The 18333-nt window shown below is 56.6% G+C and carries 11 protein-coding genes and 3 pseudogenes; 10 read left to right on the forward strand and 4 right to left on the reverse strand.

Annotated elements, in window-relative coordinates:
* Positions 1-25: 25 nt before the first annotated feature.
* Positions 26-1735 carry an outer membrane beta-barrel protein gene (locus tag ACNJYD_RS08330; protein WP_439365932.1) on the reverse strand — a complete coding sequence of 570 codons (1710 nt, stop codon included), beginning with the start codon at positions 1733-1735 and terminating at the stop codon, positions 26-28.
* Positions 1736-3293: 1558 nt separating this feature from the next.
* On the opposite strand from ACNJYD_RS08330, the gene ACNJYD_RS08335 reads away from it, so the two are divergent.
* From ACNJYD_RS08335 to ACNJYD_RS08350, 4 genes and pseudogenes are all read left to right on the forward strand, one after another.
* Entirely contained in the window at positions 3294-5708 is a 2415-nt protein-coding gene (locus tag ACNJYD_RS08335) for a prolyl oligopeptidase family serine peptidase (protein WP_439365933.1), read from the forward strand.
* Positions 5709-7786: 2078 nt separating this feature from the next.
* Positions 7787-8071, forward strand: coding sequence for a helix-turn-helix domain-containing protein (locus ACNJYD_RS08340; protein ID WP_439365934.1), 285 nt, complete (start codon positions 7787-7789; stop codon positions 8069-8071).
* On the forward strand, positions 8071-8652 hold the full coding sequence (locus tag ACNJYD_RS08345; protein WP_439365935.1) for a HipA N-terminal domain-containing protein: 582 nt from the start codon (positions 8071-8073) through the stop codon (positions 8650-8652). Before ACNJYD_RS08340 ends, ACNJYD_RS08345 begins: the two co-directional genes overlap by 1 nt.
* Positions 8552-9352 (forward strand): annotated as a pseudogene (locus ACNJYD_RS08350) (HipA domain-containing protein). Before ACNJYD_RS08345 ends, ACNJYD_RS08350 begins: the two are co-directional and overlap by 101 nt.
* Positions 9353-9521: 169 nt before the next feature.
* Here the strand turns inward: ACNJYD_RS08350 and ACNJYD_RS08355 are convergent.
* A pseudogene (locus ACNJYD_RS08355) lies at positions 9522-10032 on the reverse strand (helix-turn-helix domain-containing protein); the annotation flags it as partial.
* Between the two features lie 355 nt (positions 10033-10387).
* Here ACNJYD_RS08355 and ACNJYD_RS08360 point away from each other — a divergent pair.
* The 6 genes from ACNJYD_RS08360 (at position 10388) to ACNJYD_RS08385 (ending at position 17060) form a co-directional block, all read left to right on the forward strand.
* Positions 10388-11512 carry a SidA/IucD/PvdA family monooxygenase gene (locus ACNJYD_RS08360; protein ID WP_439365936.1) on the forward strand — a complete coding sequence of 375 codons (1125 nt, stop codon included), beginning with the start codon at positions 10388-10390 and terminating at the stop codon, positions 11510-11512.
* A 412-nt stretch (positions 11513-11924) separates the two neighbouring features.
* A complete protein-coding gene (locus tag ACNJYD_RS08365; RefSeq protein ID WP_439365937.1) occupies positions 11925-13205 on the forward strand; it encodes an MFS transporter in 1281 nt (426 codons plus the stop codon).
* Positions 13195-13974: a phytanoyl-CoA dioxygenase family protein gene (locus tag ACNJYD_RS08370; RefSeq protein WP_439365938.1), complete on the forward strand. Its 780-nt coding sequence runs from the start codon at positions 13195-13197 to the stop codon at positions 13972-13974. Before ACNJYD_RS08365 ends, ACNJYD_RS08370 begins: the two co-directional genes overlap by 11 nt.
* Before the next feature lie 24 nt (positions 13975-13998).
* Positions 13999-14328, forward strand: a complete 330-nt coding sequence (locus tag ACNJYD_RS08375) for a cupin domain-containing protein (protein ID WP_439365939.1) — start codon at positions 13999-14001, stop codon at positions 14326-14328.
* A 1-nt stretch (position 14329) separates the two neighbouring features.
* Positions 14330-15907 (forward strand): class I tRNA ligase family protein, encoded by a 1578-nt coding sequence (locus tag ACNJYD_RS08380; protein WP_439365940.1) that lies wholly within the window; start codon positions 14330-14332, stop codon positions 15905-15907.
* A gap of 19 nt (positions 15908-15926) precedes the next feature.
* Positions 15927-17060: a PLP-dependent aminotransferase family protein gene (locus ACNJYD_RS08385; protein WP_439365941.1), complete on the forward strand. Its 1134-nt coding sequence runs from the start codon at positions 15927-15929 to the stop codon at positions 17058-17060.
* A gap of 119 nt (positions 17061-17179) precedes the next feature.
* On the opposite strand, the pseudogene ACNJYD_RS08390 reads toward ACNJYD_RS08385, so the two are convergent.
* Together ACNJYD_RS08390 and ACNJYD_RS08395 are read right to left on the reverse strand one after the other, a co-directional pair.
* Positions 17180-17557, reverse strand: a pseudogene (locus ACNJYD_RS08390) (transposase domain-containing protein); the annotation flags it as partial.
* A gap of 170 nt (positions 17558-17727) precedes the next feature.
* Positions 17728-18147 carry an SET domain-containing protein gene (locus ACNJYD_RS08395; RefSeq protein ID WP_439365942.1) on the reverse strand — a complete coding sequence of 140 codons (420 nt, stop codon included), beginning with the start codon at positions 18145-18147 and terminating at the stop codon, positions 17728-17730.
* Positions 18148-18333 lie beyond the last annotated feature (186 nt).

The following is an 18333-nucleotide window of genomic DNA, read 5'->3' on the forward strand; positions in this document are numbered from 1 at the left end:
GTCTGGAGCCTCCTTAGTGAGGTCCTTAATCGAGCTTGTAAGAGGCCTGAAAGAATGTGCCCCACCGTTCCATGCTGTACTTCGCAAATCCTGGCGGTAACCTGTCGCAGCCGGGTTCGCAGTTCCTGCTTTCGGCCTCCTTATTCGTCCACATGGCCCAATAGCGTCCTCCAACGCCTAGACTGATATTCTTGGTGACAAAGTACGACAAAAGGCCTTCAATTTGGACTCCGCCGCCACCATTGCCGTATTGTTCAGAAAAGGTGGTCTTATCTCGCAAGAGATGATAGTCGCGGCCTTTGAAATCGGTCCAGGGCAGGTAAGCGACGTCAGCATTCAGCCGCCAGCGCCCGGTCAGCATAGTTTCGGCGCTCAAGCCGATTCGAGGCGCATTCCATTGAGTATCCTCCGCACCGATGATTCTAGTGTCGCCCGGCTTCAGGCATGCTTCATCCTGAGGGGCGACCTGAACGCAACCCATGGAGTCTGAGCTCTGGCTGTAATAGGCCCAGCCTATAAATGCACCGACCTTGTGGTTCGCGCTGCGCAGGAAATCGTAACCGGCGTCCGCCGTGTAATATGCGAACCTTCCGTTTGACTGACCTGAAAGAGTATTTTCGTACGGGTACCCTTTGTGCCGGACCAGCCAATCCTCATCGTTCATCTTCCCTTTGTTGAAGCTTCCGATGCCAAGGTTTCCCTTCAGGAACACTCCCCAGGGACTGTCGACACGGCCGAATACCTCCCCCGAAAGCCCGTCCAGTCCGTGATAAGTGAGCCGCGATAGGAGTAGGCTGGGGTCTCCGGCATAGCTACTCTCAAGTGCGCCGTGATCCCACTGGAATCGTCCCCGGCTCAGCCAGAGCCGCGAGCCGCCTTCGAACGACCAACCGGGCGCGTAGGGAATGGGTGGTACGCTGCCCGCTGATTTCGCATACGGCGCATCGGGCCTTGGTGCGGTCTCTGGGTCCACGCCAAAGTGGTAGTTCAGACCAACTCTTCCGATGTGATAGTTGCTGGACAGGCTGGTTGTGTTCGCCGGCAGAATCGCAGGCGGAGACAATTGCACCGTCGAAGCGGTGGCGACACTCGGTCCGGCGAAATGCAGATACTCGTACTCGACATTCACCGACCATGCAGGCGTAAGGGCTTGCTCGAGACCGAGCCCGATGACGCCACCAACTCGGCCATAGTCGAAATGGGTTTTCTCCTGTAGCTTGTCCTTCGGTTCCACGTTGTTGACGACGTCGCCCCGATTGTTTTGCCAGGCGACGCCTGCCTTGAGATAGGCAAGCGTCTTCCCGAGCGCGCCGAAGGCGTAGCCGATGCGGCCGGTCCCGGTCGCAAAGAGGTTGGGACCTGCGTTGCAGTTTGCGCTTACAATCAAGTGGGAGGCGGCTAGGCAGGTGTTTGAGCCGTTGGCGGCAGCTGCGCTGGCATCCAGTTCGAGGCCGAACACCCAACTGTTATTCTGCCAATTGTAGCCGATCTGGCCACCCGCGACGAACGATGGAACATCGACGACGCCGCCATAGATCGACGGACCAAAGGGATTGCTAAATGAGGTTCGGCCGTACCCGCCGCCGCCGTGCCCGCCAATGTAGCCTCCAGACCAGTTCCACACCGCTGCTGGCAGTACTTGTCGCTCGAGCTCCGCCATAGCTCTACCCGTTGTGACGAGCGCCACCGTCGTAGCACCCAAAAAGAGAACTCCTGATCGCATAATGATTGCCATGCACTTTCCCGAAACGCGGTCCCGCTCGCTAAGTATCGCCGCACGGCAAATCGTCGGAGCGACCAGACACGTAATGACGCGCCGGGGCGGCTCCGAAGATCACCGCACTACGATTGCTGATGAGGTCCTGAACGAAGCAAGCGGCGTGCCGGACTAATTCGTATCTTCTGCACGCGTTTTCTAAGAGTGTGTCGCGTCAACTTCCTTACGGTGGTTTGAACGCGAACAATTGAGCGTCGATAGCCCTACATTGCGCAGCAAGAACGCGCGCGCATGTGCGACGTTTATTTCTGTTCATTGAAGTGTGCGCGCACCCGTTCCGCTCTTACTGCGTAATCAAAAGTGCAATCTTCTTGTCTCCGCGCGAGCTGCGGTGATGGCAAGCAGCTGGTCGTTGCGAGTACAGCTCGTCTTAATTTTCGGAAGCGTGAGTGCGCAAGAAAGCTAAGAGTCCTGCTCGGACCGCTTTAGCGGCGCCCGTCGTCTTGCGGTTTTCGTCGCCTTCGTTGCGTCCTTGATCGCGTAAGAATAGTTGACCGGAACGAGGGCAAGATCGGATGGAGCGCGGGCCGAGCTGGATCACTCTTTAGTGGCTGATGTCATAGCCAAAACAGGTCTCAGGGTCGCGACTGAATCGGAAAGGATCTTCTCTGCGCTGCGCGAAAGTAGATCGAGGGGCAAAGATCGAGTCACAAGCGACCCTTATCAGGTGCTGTTTGTGAGCAGCACATCTGCGACACTGATGTCAAGCGGCACAATCAGCGTATGCTAAGATGCTATCAGGCATAGTTTCTGCAGCCATGTCCGCTGCGGTTGGGAATTGATTGAGCATCATCAGATTGTAAAGTAAATGCGAGATCGGGCACACCTGCGGAGATCTTGCCTACGTTAGGCTCTACAGATGTTGTGAAATCCACGTCGCGGCTATACGGCATGGAAAGCACATTCCGAGCCTTGGGCCACCGCACTCTGCACGCCAGAGATGTCGAACAACGCAGCGCTCGCAACAATTTTTAAGCTCGAGGAGGCAGCCCACAAGAAGAACTGGGTCGGTCCATGGCCGTAATGAGTTGGCGAAACTCTTCCCGTAAATTTCGCGGGCGAAATCAAGTTCTTCAGACCGCGAACTCGATTCATGCCGCCTAGCCCGTTGGGGCATCAACACTCACGGATGGTTCTTTATTCCGCGATAGGTCGCACGTCGGATCGAATAAGAAAGTAATCGTAAGTCAGTTCTTTACCAGGTTGTACGTGACACGCCGTTAGAAGTCAGGAATGATCGTGTGGATATGTGTTTGGCTGATTGCTGTTGTTCATGAAGCGGCGTTGTCAGCATTCGCGATCGTTGCCGGACCGGAACTGCCATTTCGGATGTCTGCGGAGACCTCGTCGAGAGCTTAGCAGAGTCCTACTCGATGCGCGCCCAAAGCGCTGCATGGTTTACCTTTACCGCAACGTTTTCAGCGATACCCCCTTCGCGCAAGGTTTGCGAGGTGAGCCACATGCTTAAGGCAATTTATGCCTAGCACAGTTGCGAGTGGCCGAACGAAAGGCGCTAATGATGGTCGAAGATTTACGTAGCGCGACGATGTGCAAGGTGGCCGTTCTGCAACATGTCGCCTTTACCAAGAACCGCCTGTCAGGTTTGAGACTGACGTCCGAAAGTCGACACTTAAATGGGTTGGGAACGCCGAAGAACCTCGCATTTAAAGCGGCATGCTGCTTGCTCCATCGAAAACCAGCGGACGCAATTCCGGCATGCCTGCGCTTTGAAGCCGAGTGTGCATCCTCCGAATGCTTCCACTCACCTAGCAAGATGCTCAAGGCTGGCTACTTCAGGACAACTCCCATGAAAAACTCTCTTTTTATCGCAGCCTCGCTATCCATGAGCTGTTTGATGGCCGCGGGGCTATCCCCGACGCTAGCGCCTGCGAGCGGGGCTGAAGATCCGTTTCTTTGGCTTGAGGAGATCGAAGGGCCGCGCGCATTGGCTTGGGCTCACACCGAGAACGATAGGACACTCAGTGCGCTCCAATCTGATCCACGTTACCAGCGCTTCTACGGGGAAGCGCTCCACATTCTTCAGGCCAAGGACCGGATTCCGTACGTCTCAATGGGACGGCGCGGTCTCGACAATTTCTGGCAGGACGAGAACCATGTGCGCGGCGTCTTGCGGCGTACGACGCTTGAAAGCTATCGCAGCCAAGCTCCCCGATGGGAGACCATCCTCGACGTGGATGCTCTCGCTGACGCGGACAAGAAGAACTGGGTTTTTAAAGGGGTGAGCTGCCTTCCGCCCGAAGAGCGCCTATGCTTGCTCAACCTGTCCGAGGGCGGAAAGGACGCTGTGTTCGTCCGGGAGTTCGATGCAGTTGCCAAAACCTTCGTCACAAACGGCTTCGCACTTCCCGAGGGAAAACAGCAGGTCACTTGGGTCAATAGCGACACGGTCCTGATTGCACGCGATTGGGGCGAAGGGACCATGACGCAAGCCGGTTACCCTTTCGTTGTGAAGGAGCTCAAGCGCGCTCAGTCGCTGGCGGAAGCGCACGAGGTCTTCCGTGGCGAGCCGACCGATGTCGAGGCTACACCATTCGTGCTGCGCGACAGTGAAGGCACGATCCATGCGACCGGCGCCGACCGCCGCATCAGTTCGTTCGAGCATGAGTATGTTCTCTTTGGCTCCAAGCCGATTAAGCTCAATCTGCCAAAGAAGTCGACCATCGGGGGCATCGCGAGTGGTCGCCTGCTAGTGACGCTAAATGAAGACTGGATGCCGCCGTCCGGAGACACCCCCTTCTCAGCCGGCTCGATCATCTCGTATGACCTGATCGAATGGAAGCAGGATCCGCTGCGCGCCACGCCCACCCTCGTTTTCAAGCCTGGGCCTCGACAAGCGATCAGCGGATTCACCGCCACAAGAAACTTGTTAATCCTGACGATTCTCGACAATGTTCAGAGTAGGGCGTTTGTCTACAAGTACCATCAAGGCGCCTGGCAGGCCACGCCGATCCCGCTTCCAGATAATGCGAGTGTCGGTATAGCTGCGGCATCGGGTGAAACCGACGAGGCGATGTTCACCGTCTCTAGCCTTCTTAGCCCGACGATGCTCTGGTACTTCGACGCCGCAACCGGTCGCCTTGAGACCCTGAAGACGACACCTCCTAGGTTCGATCCCTCGAGACATGTCGTCGAACAATTCGAGGCAATCTCGCGCGATGGCGCCCGCATTCCTTACTTTCTGCTACGACCCACGAGCGCAAGGTTTGACGGATCAACTCCAACGCTTCTCTACGGCTATGGTGGGTTTCAGATTCCGCTCATCCCCTCTTACGCCGGCCTCACCGGACGACTCTGGCTCGAGCAGGGCAACGCGTATGTTGTCGCGAACCTGCGCGGCGGCGGTGAGTTCGGGCCCCAATGGCACCAGACTGCCCAAGGAGCAACGAAGCAGCGGACATGGGATGATTTTATCGCCGTCGCGGAGGACTTGATTCGGCGCAAAATCACTTCTCCCCGCCGGCTAGGCGTGGTCGGCGGTAGCCAAGGAGGCCTCCTGGTAGGGACCGCAATCACCCAACGACCCGACCTCATCAATGCGGCCATCTTACAGGTTCCGCTGTTCGATATGGTTCGGTTCACCAAGCTGGGCGCCGGGGCCTCCTGGATCAGCGAGTATGGCGATCCCAGCATTCCCGATCAGCGCAAGTGGCTCGAGGCTTACTCGCCCTATCAGAGGTTGGTGCCAGGCAAGACCTACCCAGCCCCCTTCATTCTCACGTCCACCAAGGACGATCGCGTGCATCCAGCGCATGGCCGCAAGGCAGCGGCAAGGCTCGCTGCGTTGGGCCAACCGTACCTCTACTATGAGAATACCGACGGGGGGCATAGCGCCACCGCCAACCTAATTGAACAGGCACGCCGGATCGCTTTGGAATATACGTACGCATCCCGGCGGCTTGTCGATGAGTGATGGCGAGGACTAAGATCTACTTCAATGATGACGCTTGACGGACGACGTTATCAGCAGCGGCGTCAGCAAGCCCGTCTTTGCTCATTCTCGGCGGGCGATAGTATCTCGCTGACGATGAATGCCAGCGATCAGCTACGTTCGCCGTCTCGCCTATCAGTCTCTGTAGGTGACTCAAGGCCGAGTTCTCGTAATGCCCAAGAGGCATTTCGTGTGAACAGCCCTCAGGGCAAAGCCGGTGCGTTAGCCTCTCGATCCCATGGCCAACTTCGTTGGCAGTGCGGATGCAGATAGGGATAGCGCCTTACTCATAAAGTCTTGCCAGAACAGCACTGAGAGCATGTTCTGAGTGGTTGCAGGAATTACCGTGGCAGTTTGAGCCGGTATTGATAGCCCACACGTACCATTGACCGATTGCGCAAAGGCATGTCAGCTTGCGGTAAGCTATCACAGATACAGAGCCCTTGGGGTTAACGGGATGTGGCAGGGACAGCGCTTTTGCTCCAGACGCGATCCGCGCCGAGTCACTTTCCGCTAGTCTCAACGGCAGTGCGGATGTGGTAGGGACTAGTTGGCCTGGTTTCACGCTCGGGTCGGTTAGTACCGAGCCGCACCCGCACTGCTTTACATCTCGCTCCGACCGATCGTGGTGGCTATCTCGACAAGCTTCGCAGGTACTCTGGCGAAGGTCGGTACACCACCTAGGTGAGTCACGTACTTCCTTTTTCTGCCGCAGCGCGCAATGGGACACTACATACCGCCACGAGAGTCGCCTAAATCGCGAGTTCGTGGCGCGGCCTTCCTGTCCGCCGATTAATACCGGAGGTGAGGGAGGATCACGCCTCCTATATCGCTTCTTGAATCAAGGTGCTGAAGAACGGACGCGCGATCTTCACGATCTCGTCCAATGCCCAACGGACGGCGGACTTCCTGCATGGGTTTCGGGCCAGAAATTTCGTAGTGCGCTGAGCCGCGGCGGCATTCGTCGATCTGGACCCCGTCATTTTAGCTCCAAATAGCTTGGGTCTCCAATGGACTCTGGACGAAGTTATTGACCGGGCGTCATCTAACTTACAGCGGGGCGGATTTTTCGAACGGGTTTCAAATAGATAAATTCATGGCGGCTGCAAGCATTTTGATTGAGGATGCATGGGTTTGAAGCGCGAGGCCCGCTCTAAATCGCGGCGACCGTACCGACCGTGCGAGGGCAACGGCCCTGCTCACGCCTGGCATACTACGATGTCCGTAGATGCTTCGCGACGCTCGTCCCGCCACGATGGGTTGCCAGTCCGGCTTGTGTGCGAAAGGCTCGAGGCCGAGCCTGATGACTTCAAGTCCTTTCCAGCCGACATAGACCGCAACCTCGTGCAGCAACGACGAACTACCGGACGGCAACCAAGCCAGATGTAGAAGCAATTAGTAAGCCGCCATTGAGGGTGAGAAATACGGCTCGTCCATTCATGAGGATCAGCGGACAAAACTTGCGATGCGAGTAACGCTGCTCGTCGATGACCCAGATCCTTCAAAATTGCCGGGGTTAGATTAAGGCGCGTCCGGAATGGTCGAAATCCATGCGTTTGGAAATGCTGATTGATAGTCGGCGTGCGGTGTGCCTAAGGCAGCCGACGCCTTGCATCCCACGAGCAATTTGGGATCCGAGGCTCGCCTCGGCATGGGTGCAGCCACGCATCGAACGGCGAGGGGACAGCAGGGCTCGCAACGTCATCGTCTTCTCAGACCCGCGAAGAGCGGTGAAGAAGCCCTGCAAAGGTATCGAGCGGCGAGAAGGAAATGCTCATGCCGATTGATCGGGGCACATGAGCGCGCGCGGCTCATGGCCCGAGGTGCCGCCACTCGGTGTCACATCCGAGCAAGGAGACACCGACAGGCGAGGAACTTGCCGGCGGAGCGGGGACCGCTAAGGCCTGCCAGGTTGTCTGCTTTATATCTCTGAAAACCTTAGCATTTCCGGGGGCGAAAGCGATCGCCGACATCAGAATGTCGGCGAATGGTGACATCTTGAATTGTCAACGAGCGACGACATATGCTAATGTAAGTGAACGCTGACATTTAGGGTTGCCATGCTTATCCGTACGCCTGCCGACCTGGGCGCCGTCATTCGAGACAGACGCAAACGCCTCAAGCTAGATCAGGCGACACTCGCCAAGCGGATCGGCGTCAGCCGTCAATGGGTGATTAACGTCGAGCATAGTCATCCCCGCGCGGAGCTGGCCCTTGTCCTCCGTGCTCTCGACGTTCTCGGCATCCCGGTGGACGCCAATAGTGGAGGGTCCACCAGCCGCGGGTCAACCTCCGCAGTTGATATCAACGCCATCGTCACCAAAGCCAAGAAAGGCAAGACATAATGGCCGAGCTCATTGCACTCTTGGATGGCACCGAAGTCGGTCGCGTCCGCAGTGACCCGCGCGGCCGGCTGACCTTCGTCTATGACAATGCATGGCGCAACTCGGAGGGGGCCTATCCCCTGCCGCTTTCGATGCCGCTTGCCGCCGAGGAGCACGGTCCAGCCACTGTTCAGTCCTTCTTGTGGGGGCTGCTTCCTGACAATGAGCAGGTGCTCGAGCGCTGGGCCAAGAAATTTCAGGTATCGGCGCGCAACGTGTTTGCCCTCATCTCTAACGTCGGAGAGGATTGCGCCGGGGCCATCCAGTTCGTCACGACTGATCGATTGGAGGCTCTGAAAATAGGCAAAGATGACAAGATCGAATGCCTGGATAAGCCGGAAATAGCAAATCGGCTTCGAGTCTTGCGCGAGGATCACGCTGCCTGGCGTCTGCTCCGCGACACGGGTCAATTCAGTCTTGCAGGCGCCCAGCCGAAAACCGATGCTTGTCCTCAAAGACAACAAATGGGGCATTCCGTCCGGGCGCATACCAACCACCCACATTTTGAAACCGCCGACGGGCCATTTCGATGGTCACGCTGAGAATGAGCATATCTGCCTGCAGCTCGCACGCGAACTCGGGCTGCCAGCCGCCGAAACCAAGGTGATGCGCTTCGAACAGGAAATAGCGATCGTGGTTTAACGCTACGATCGGCAGGTCGGCGGGAACGACATTATCCGCGTTCATCAGGAAGATATCTGTCAGGCCCTGGGTATCCCACCGACCAAGAAATACCAGAGCGAGGGCGGACCTGCGCCTGCCGATGTGGTCGAGTTCTTGCGGACCTACTCGACAGACCGCGAGGCTGACGTTGAGACGTTCGTCAGCGCTTTGATCTTCAACTGGCTCATTGGAGGCTCCGATGCTCACGCCAAGAACTATTCATTGCTTCTGGGCAGCGGTCCTCTCGTGCGTCTCGCTCCCCTTTACGACATCGCCAGCATTCTTCCTTACGACCACGTCGATCAGCGCAAAATCAAGCTCGCGATGAAAGTCGGGGGTGAACATAAGCTCGATCACATTGGCTTGCGTCACTGGCAAAAATTTGCACGCGAGACGCGCGTCGATGCGGACGTGCTCATCACCAGGCTGATCTCCATGGCCGGGCAGATTCCTGACCTGGTGACGGACATTCGCACCGACGCGCAAAACGAGGGGTTGGAAAACGCTGTCATCGCGCGATTGGCAACGGCATTGGGCACGCGAGCCAAGGATTGCGAACACGCTCTGAAGGGGATCTAGGATACGGATCATCCATCAATTGAAGGGAGTCTAACGCAACCACGAGCTTGTTCATGCTGATTCGCCGCTCGCCGAACGGCTGCCTGACAAGCCGTAGCCGCGTCACCTTTGCTCGTCCCGAGTTACGGCTTGCAAGCACTCGGCCGTCGCTCAACTCTGCAGGTCGAATAGCGAGCCGCTGCCGGTCTAGAATTATGATCTCGCGTTGAGTGTTGTCGACGAAAGCAAGAACACCATTATTGTGCAATTGCAACACTGCGCGTGAGACGGTCTCGATGGTCAAGCCAAGGTAATCCGCGATGTCTCGGCGAGACATTGGCAGTGACATAACATCAGCAGTCATGAGCCGCGCATCCATCTCATGCAAGAAAGCGGCAACGCGCTCCAGAGCAGTCTTACGTCCAAGCAGCAGCATTTGGTTCTCCGTGTGCTGCAATTTAGCCATGGTCATGCTGAGCAACGTGCGCCAGACAAGTGCGTCAGTGTGGGCGATTGCATCAAGAGTGTGCCTATTAACCAGCCGAACAGCGCCCTGCGTAACGGTCTTCGCGGCAAAATCGGTGTCCCCCACCATTCTCGAATCCGAAAATATCACCGGGTAAATGAAACGGGCCAATCTGGCGTCGCCCATCGGAGGGCAGCTTGTCGGCCCGTACCGCTCCTTTACTGACATGATAGACCTATTCGCCGAGTCCACTCTCGATGTAGATCGTCACCGACACTTGTTGTAACGCTGATGATGCGTGGAGGGTCGTGGTGATTTGCGCATTGTCGGCATAGATGGGCATTCCCGGTGTGTTGATTTCCTCCCACGGACCTCCGCGCTTCGTATTCTGTATGTTGTGTCCGATTGCCGCCTCAATGTCGTAAATCCGACAGGAGCTGTCGGAGCAACTCCGCACGAAACGCTGTGCGTGGGCATGTTCTTCTCGTCCAACAAGGCGCAGCTCGAGATTTTGTGGGTGGCACGGCGGTTGCTAATGAGCACAGAGATCACCGGATGAGGTGGGTGAAGAAGGTAGCAGGCGGACTTTAGTGTTCACACGTATGAGACTGTTGCCGGTTTCAACAGACGTCTTGCCAGACGCGGCTATTGCGGATGCGTCATTCACCACGCCTCCCGCGGCTACAGGCCAAGCCGCTGCCCCATCCCAAGTCACACAGACGTTCTTCGGTAATGAAGCGAAGGACCCGGAGAGGGTTTACACGAGCGCGAAGGGCAAGAACTTACACGAGCTCAAAGAGACTTCTGTGGAAATGCTGGATGTCATCGGAATTGGGATCGGCCCATTTAACCTCAGTCTTGCAGCGCTTATTGAACCTACTCCGCTCCGCGCACTTTTCCTGGAGAAGCGAGAAGCAGTTTTCTGGCATCCAGGCCTTGCACTGCCGAACAGCCGCCTGCAGGTGTCGCCGCTCAAGGATTGCGTGACCCTAGTCGATCCTACTAGCCCATACTCATTCCTCAACTATTTGGCACTGCATGGTCGGCTCTACAGCTTTGTCAACAAGCGCAATGCTTCAACGTCCCGGCAGGAGTTCATTGAGTATTACCGGTGGGTCGCAGGGCGACTCAATACGCTCCGCTTCTCGGAGGACGTCACGGATGTTGTTCCGTTTAGGAACGGCTACCGCATCAGCACAAATACAACCACATACTTGGCGCGCGCTGTTGTTGTGGGCGTTGGCGTAGAGCCCAAGATCCCTCCCTGCGCGAGATCTCTTCTATGTGACACTGTCTACCATGCAGCCGACTATCTCGAGCGGCAGCTTCCGCGTGCAAACGAGCATGTGCTCGTCGTGGGAGGTGGTCAGAGCGGGGCTGAGATTATTGAGGACATGCTTACTCGTTCTCTATCCACCCAAATCACGTGGGCAACGTCGCGTTCAAACTTGTTCTCGATCGACGACAACAGCTTTGTGAATGAGGCTTATACGCCCTCCTATAGCCGTCGCTTTCACGCCCTACCACTTCAGCAGCGCCGGGACCTGGTCGAGGGCGAGATGCTTACGAGCGATGGTATTTCGGTCGATTTGTGCAATCGCCTGTATGAAATGCTGTACGAACGCAGCGTGGATGGCACGCTGGCCGACCGTTTTCGTGTGTTGTCCAGCGTAGTCGTGAAAGACATCAAGTCCCACAAAAGCGCTGGCGAGTAGATCTAGATGAGATCGCAACGCAGCGAAATAGCTGCATCGTTGTCGATCGTATAGTGCTTGCTACAGGTTTCCAGCCACGTACGCCGCCCTTCTTGGAAGGCCTTCTCGAGGGCGCGTGTACGGAAGATGGCCTGCCCGTACTCGGCCCGGACTACGCAGTCCGCTTCGGTCGGCACATGCCAGGACCAATTTATCTACAAAATCAAAGCCGGGTGCAGCACGGATTGCAGAGTGCCAATCTATCTTTGGTGGCGTACCGCAACAGCCAAATTATTAATAGCCTGCTCGGCCGACCGTTCTATTTGAATACATCCGACAGGCAGATGATTGAGGGTTGCGCAGCTTCAGACCCGTCTGAACGAGATACCGGTGTGGTTGCGATGCGATCAACCCGACAGGTATTGGGTAGCACATGAACGGCGGATCGACCTCACCGCTGCAGGGCCGGTTTGCGGATGGAACGGCCAACCCCGCCGACCAGCTTCCAGGCACGCTCGACTACCGCGCCTTTGTACCATTTTTGATTGCCTCCATTGTCGTTGCAGCAGCTTACGGCACTAGCTTTCTATTACCGGACTACATGGATGCGCTCGAAGCGGATGGTGGAGCCGCGGGTCTTATTATTTCCAGCGGCATGGCTACTACTCTCGTTTCCTGTTGCCTGGCTGGGTGGCTGGCAAAGCAGATAGGCCTATTACCCACGTTGACTGTCGCATCGCTCATTATGGCGGTAGCCATGCTGGCCTTTGCCGGCGCTGCCTTCGATACGCGAGCGGCGTACGTTGGAGGACTACTGGTGGGCGCTGCTTGGTCAGTGTTCTTTATTCTGGCGCCGCTGCAGGTCATTCGCCATCTACGGCCATCAGCGCGTATTCAGTATTTGACGGTCCTATCCGGGTCACAAATGGCTGGGCTCGGCCTAGCGACTCCACTTGGTCACTTGCTTGCGAAATACACTGGTTCGCTGGCCACGATTTATGTGGTGCTTGCGATTGCGTGCGTGATTGCCGCCGCCTGCGTAGACCTGACAAGACGCGCGATGTCGAAGCTATCGGCAATGGCTATGCCGGATATCGCGATTACACTTGCCGCGACTACGGCACTGCTTCAGCAATGCACAGCGCTCCCGATCGCCATGATTGCGATTTCAGCCTGTATCTTCGCGGGGCTGTCCACATATCAGAGCGCGTATTCCGTATCACGTCACTTGAATTCCGATTTGTTCTTTCTGGTATTTACTGCTGCAAGCGTGGTGCTACGCTTCTCAGTCGCTCACCTCATGGGCAGCCTGCCGTTACGCCGACTGGCGATCACTCTCATCCTATTGACCGCTGCGTCTCTGGTGCTGTTCCTTCTCAACGGTGGCAGCACCTCACTCTATATTGTGGCCACAGTGCTGTTTGCCGTCGGCTATGGGTTAAGTTATTCAACCTTGAACACGATCGCCGTCAATCTCGCCGGCGATCACGGCGTCTCAGTACCCACTACCTCGCAGATCTTTACCCTCGCATACTTCCTCGGGCTCTTCGGCTTTCCCCTGGTCGGAGGGCAGTTGGTCGGTGGATTCGGCCTTGACGTGATGTTGCTGAGCCTATTGAGCGCGACCGCTCTTAATGCGGTGCTGGCAACTCGCCTCGGGCAAAGCGCAATCGATCCGCCCCATCTTAGGAAGGAGCTCACACATGCTGACTGAGGCACAACAATCGAAATGGCGTAAGGATGGATATCTTCGATTGGAAGGGTTCTTCGATCCAGCCACGCGCGGAAAGATCTCCCGTTACGTTGAGGAAGTTGCACGTTGGGATGTAAGCTCCGATAAGTGGATGTTGTGGTTCGAGAAGACGAGTGACAGCCGGAAGATTATCTCCAAGGCCGAGAACTTCCTACACTACCATGGCCCTCTACGGGAGGCGCTCCTGGCCGATGGCCGCATTCGTATGGCAGTCGAGACACTCTTGAATGAGAAGACACGGATGTTGAAGGAGCTTCTGATCTTCAAGTACCCGGACAGCGGCGGATACCGCCCTCATCAGGACATCTACCATGTGCCGCACAAGATACCCGACCGCATGGTTCACGCAATTGCATCCATCGCCGTGGACGACTCCGATCCGGGTAACGGTGGGCTCTTCTTCACGCCAGCTCGCCATAAGGAGGGAATGTTTCCGATGGATGCCGGCGGCGTGATTTACCCGGAGATCGCCGAAACCTTCACATGGGAGCCCGTGCGATTGAAAGCTGGTGACGTCTTCATTTTCGACGATTATGCGCCCCATTACTCCTTGCCAAACAAGAGCGATCGGTCGCGTCGTGCGATTCACTTGGTATTCCAGCGCGCCTCCACTGGCGGGCCGACACGCACCGAATACAACAGCATGAAACGCGCCTACAACCCACCAGAGGAAGCGGTGGCCGATCTTGAAAACCTAAAGCGTCCCAATGGCATATTCTATCGCGACTGATTGCCCCGTCTGAGGAAGACCAACGTGTACACGAGGCAGCTCGATTATTCTCTGATGAGATCGGAATACGGAGTTCTGGTCTGGCGCCTTTTGGAGCATCTCCCGGAGGGTCTCAGCCTAGCATTTGGCGCTTCAGTCGTGGAGCTCGCTCCAGGCGATGCGGTCGACCCGCACGATCATCAGGAGCACGAGCTGTGGCTGCTGATCTCTGGTCTCGGAGAGTTCGAAGTCGACGGCCAGGTCCGTAATGTTAGCGAAGCGACCTTGTGTTACATGTCGCCACATCAGACGCACACTATCCGCAATATCAGCCAAGACAGCACTCTCAAGTTTATCTCGATCTGGTGGGATTGACGTGCGCACTTATTTTGTCTGTCCTGCGCCGCCTTGCCCTAACGGCAAACTACATCTGGGCCACATCGGCGGCGTGTATTTACTCGCTGATATCTTCGTCCGCTTCCAACGCATGACCGGCCATCGGGCCTACTACATCACCGGCTCAGACGAGCACGGCACACATACGCTCGAAACGGCACGAAAGCTCGGCCGATCCTTTAGCGAGGTCGCAGAACAATTCGTTCACCAGATCCTAGAGTGTTTGCGTGCCGTACAAATTACGCCTGATGTGTTCGTGCGCACATCTAGCGAGATTCACAAGGAAAATGCGCTAGCGATATTCCGCGAGCTGCAAGAGGCCGGCTACGTCGACGTACGGCCGGGCGTCCAACTGTATTGCGAACGTTGCGATGAGCTCGTTGCGGACTCGCTCGCAACTGGCCGTTGCCCGGCCTGCTCATCGCCTTGCGACAGCAATCTGTGTGAGAACTGCGGGCTGGCTGTTCAGCACGGCACAATCCGTGACGCACGGCACGTCACCTGCGGCCGCAATCTTGTGCTAAGAGCCATCAAGCAGGCCGTGTTCGACATGCCACGGCTCGCTCGCCAGCTGGACGAAGCCATTGGAGAAAGCGCGTGGCCCGAGCCGATACGCGCCAAGGCGCGCGCTTGGCTACAGCGGGAGGTGCGCGGCTTGCCGATGACCCGCCATTTTAGGCACGGAGTTGAGGTAAAACAACCTGACTCTCTGACTGGCCAAACACTGCTTACATGGTTTGAGGGCCTCTGGTGCTTCGACACCGGAATTCGCGAGCAATGCGACCGCTTAGGTCTGGACGCAAACGCGACGTTGCACGACCAGAACAGCGAGCTTGTCTTCTTCATGGGGCAAGATAATCGCTTCTATTACACGCTAGGTGTGGCCGGCGCTCTGCTGGCGCGCGGCTACCCAATTCCAAAAAATCACTCCGTCCAGGATTTCTACAAGCTGGAAGGCGAGAAGTTTTCCACCAGTCGTGATCATGCTCTTTGGGCCGACGAAGTGGCGCGTGAGGTGGGGCCAAACGTACTCCGTTATGCACTGGCGCGAGTGGCCAAGCCCTTTGGAACCGACGCAAACGATTTTGATCTCGATGGCCTCATCTCGGCAGCGTCACGCATTCGGGTCTGGGAAGATGCGTTACGGCGGTGTGCAGAAAACGCACGTACAGTAGAGAGCACCGAACTCTCCCCGAATTTCCGCCGCTTCGCTGAAGATTATGCCGATGCGGTCACCGCGCTGCGTTTCTGGGATGCGCTTGATATCATCGACAGCTACTTCGAGCTAGCTGGCTTCGCACATGCAGACGATTGGACATGGAATGCTGCGCAGATCTCGCTGTTCCTGAGCCTACTCTATCCCGTAGTACCTGAGCTAGCGATGGGCTACGGCCAGCACTACTTTGGCGGTGCGTGGCGGCCATCCCTCGAGACTTCGGCCGTAGCAGCTCAGCCAAAGCCGTCGGTGGACTTTCCCCGTTTCAGCGCGCCAATATCCGAAAGCTTTGCCGCAGAGTACAATAAGCGCTTTGGCAAAGAACAGATTTCGCAATCATGACGATCCGAATGACGAAGCCATGAATTCCCGCATCTCACAACGCAGCGCTGTCGCTCAGGGTTTTGCGCCGTTCGACTTCTCAAGTGCGAAGCATGGTATCAATTTCGGCTACGGGATGGCCGACCCGGTGATGTTTGCAGAACTGCCGTGGCCAAGCGCGTTTGACGGAGGTACAGGTGTGGCTCTCGCCGATCTGCCCCAGTATACGGATGCGGCGGGTTTGCCCGAACTCCGTACAGGGCTCGCGCTGAGGTATGGTGTGCGGCATGACCAAATTATGCTTACGAGTGGAGCTTCACAGGCCTTACAATTGCTTGCTGATGGCTGGATTGACCCCGGTGACGTGGTCCTGACGGAGGACCCCTCCTACTTGGGTGCACTGCGTACGTTTTCGATCGCGGGTGCAACCGTCGTCCAGCTAGGTCTGGCTGCAGAGGGAGTGGATCTGAACGAAGTGGAGGCAGTGCTGCAGTCCATTGCCCGGGTGAAGCTTTTCTACACGATGCCAGCATTTCATAATCCAACCGGGCGCCAGATGTCGTGCGACCATGCGGCCAAATTGGCGGCACTGCTAGCCCGCAGTGGCGCTCTCTTGGTGCAGGATCTTGTCTATGCTGAGCTGCCCTATAACGGTCCAGTGCATTGGTTGGCGCCGGGCGACAACGTGATCAATGTCCATAGCATCTCAAAAGTCGCGGGACCGGGACTACGGGTAGGCTGGGTGCTTGCGGAGTCGGACATTATCAACAGGCTTGCGCACCTTAAACGCGACGGCGGCGTAAGTCCGGTTCTAAGCAATGTCGTTTTGGGTTTGTTGCAATCGAGCGCTCTTGATTCGCACATAACTCGCTTGCGCGAGCACTACCGAGCGAAGCGAGACGGCGTACATAGGTTATTGCAGCGCGGCCGGTTTTGCGAGCCGGACTATAGTGTGCCAAGCGGGGGCTTCTCGTTTTGGGTACGGCTTACAGCGGGTACGGATCCGGAGAGGTTTATTGACGCTGCAAGCCGCGAGCACGACGTGCACCTTACAAACGGTCGGAACTATGGCCCACGAAGTGGCCGTCACATGCGCCTGTGTTTCAGCTATCTTCCAATATCTCTCATTGAGCAGGGGCTGGAGCGCTTAGATAATTTGCATGCTAAACTCTAGATGCATGTGGTATGTTTGAGCGGAGTGTTCCCATCTGACGCGGGGTCGCAGGTCCAGCTCCAAACGCCGACACTTCTGAAGAGAGCGGGCTTAGCGGGCTTATCTGCCTGGCGCAGGAGCTTCCATTCCCAGGACAGCAATTCGTGCAGGCGCGACGCGGGAAGATCGGCGACCGGGGCCAGGACCTCGGCGAGCCAGGCCTTGGGATCAACGTCGTTGAGACGACAGGTCGTGATCATCGTCAGCGTGATTGCGGCACGGTCGGCGCCACGCTCGCTACCAGCGAAGGTCTAGTTGCGCCTTCCCTGCCTTCCAATGCGCGCTCAGCGCATCGGTCAAGCAGATCTTGCCATCGTCGAGGAAGCCGGCGAAGTCGCCCCAGCGCCTGAGCATGTCGTTCATAGGCGTCAGGACGTCGGAGGAACGCGAGAGGGGTTTTCGCGCTTGCGCAACAACCAGGCGTGCATGTCCTCGAGAAGCGGCTTGCTTTTTTGCTCTGCGCTGCGCGCGGAAGTGAATCGAGGAGCAAAGATCGAGCCGCAAGCGATCTCATCAAGTGCGTTTGTGAACAGCACATCTGCGACTCTGACGTTGCACAATCAGCGCATCTTGGGACGCGCCTAGTCGTCGGGCGCGTCCCCTAGCCGCATCGCACTGCGAGTGCCGCCTAGCCCGTTGGGGCATCAACATTCACCGATGGTTCTCTATTCCACGATAAGTCACACGTTGGATCGAAAGACAAATAATCGCAAGTAAGTTCTTCACCAGGTTGTACGTCACGCGCCGTTAAAATTCGGCAATGATCGTCTTGATATGTGTTTGGCTGACTGCTGTGATTCATGAAGCGGGCGTTGTCAGCATTGTACTCTATAACACCATCATTAGCCTTGTAGTTTCTTGGATAGGCATGCTTATCTAGCAGAGCTTGAAATGTCGGAACTAGAGTATCGTACTGCTCAGGCGTCACCGCGATGTCAACGATCGGGTTGTGAATCCAAATCAGCGAATCTTTGGGCAAAAGGGCAGCGGAGAAAAGTCCGATACCCCCAAACTGGTCTGGCTTCAAAATAGTTTCAATAATCAACATTGAAGAAATCTCCTAACACCCAGCAAAGCTAACTGACCTGAGTCGCGAAATCTCCTGCACAAATCGGTAGGGTCATCTAATCGCGCCTCACGTCCCAAATTGGAGTTTCTTCGCATTCGTCGCGGCAGCGGCTGTTGCGGATCGCGTCCCGCGGTACCGCCATCTTGGCGGTGCTAGAAGGGGCTG

It is taken from the genome of Bradyrhizobium sp. SPXBL-02 (assembly GCF_051853065.1).
GTDB lineage: Bacteria > Pseudomonadota > Alphaproteobacteria > Rhizobiales > Xanthobacteraceae > Bradyrhizobium.

What these genes read in the sequence shown, in the direction of transcription:
- ACNJYD_RS08395 (WP_439365942.1), bottom strand. Translation starts at nt 18,147, where the DNA reads ATGTTGATTATTGAAACTATTTTGAAGCCAGACCAGTTTGGGGGTATC.
- ACNJYD_RS08330 (WP_439365932.1), bottom strand. Translation starts at nt 1,735, where the DNA reads ATGGCAATCATTATGCGATCAGGAGTTCTCTTTTTGGGTGCTACGACG.
- ACNJYD_RS08385 (WP_439365941.1), top strand. Translation starts at nt 15,927, where the DNA reads ATGAATTCCCGCATCTCACAACGCAGCGCTGTCGCTCAGGGTTTTGCG.
- ACNJYD_RS08365 (WP_439365937.1), top strand. Translation starts at nt 11,925, where the DNA reads ATGAACGGCGGATCGACCTCACCGCTGCAGGGCCGGTTTGCGGATGGA.
- ACNJYD_RS08345 (WP_439365935.1), top strand. Translation starts at nt 8,071, where the DNA reads ATGGCCGAGCTCATTGCACTCTTGGATGGCACCGAAGTCGGTCGCGTC.
- ACNJYD_RS08335 (WP_439365933.1), top strand. Translation starts at nt 3,294, where the DNA reads ATGATGGTCGAAGATTTACGTAGCGCGACGATGTGCAAGGTGGCCGTT.
- ACNJYD_RS08340 (WP_439365934.1), top strand. Translation starts at nt 7,787, where the DNA reads ATGCTTATCCGTACGCCTGCCGACCTGGGCGCCGTCATTCGAGACAGA.
- ACNJYD_RS08370 (WP_439365938.1), top strand. Translation starts at nt 13,195, where the DNA reads ATGCTGACTGAGGCACAACAATCGAAATGGCGTAAGGATGGATATCTT.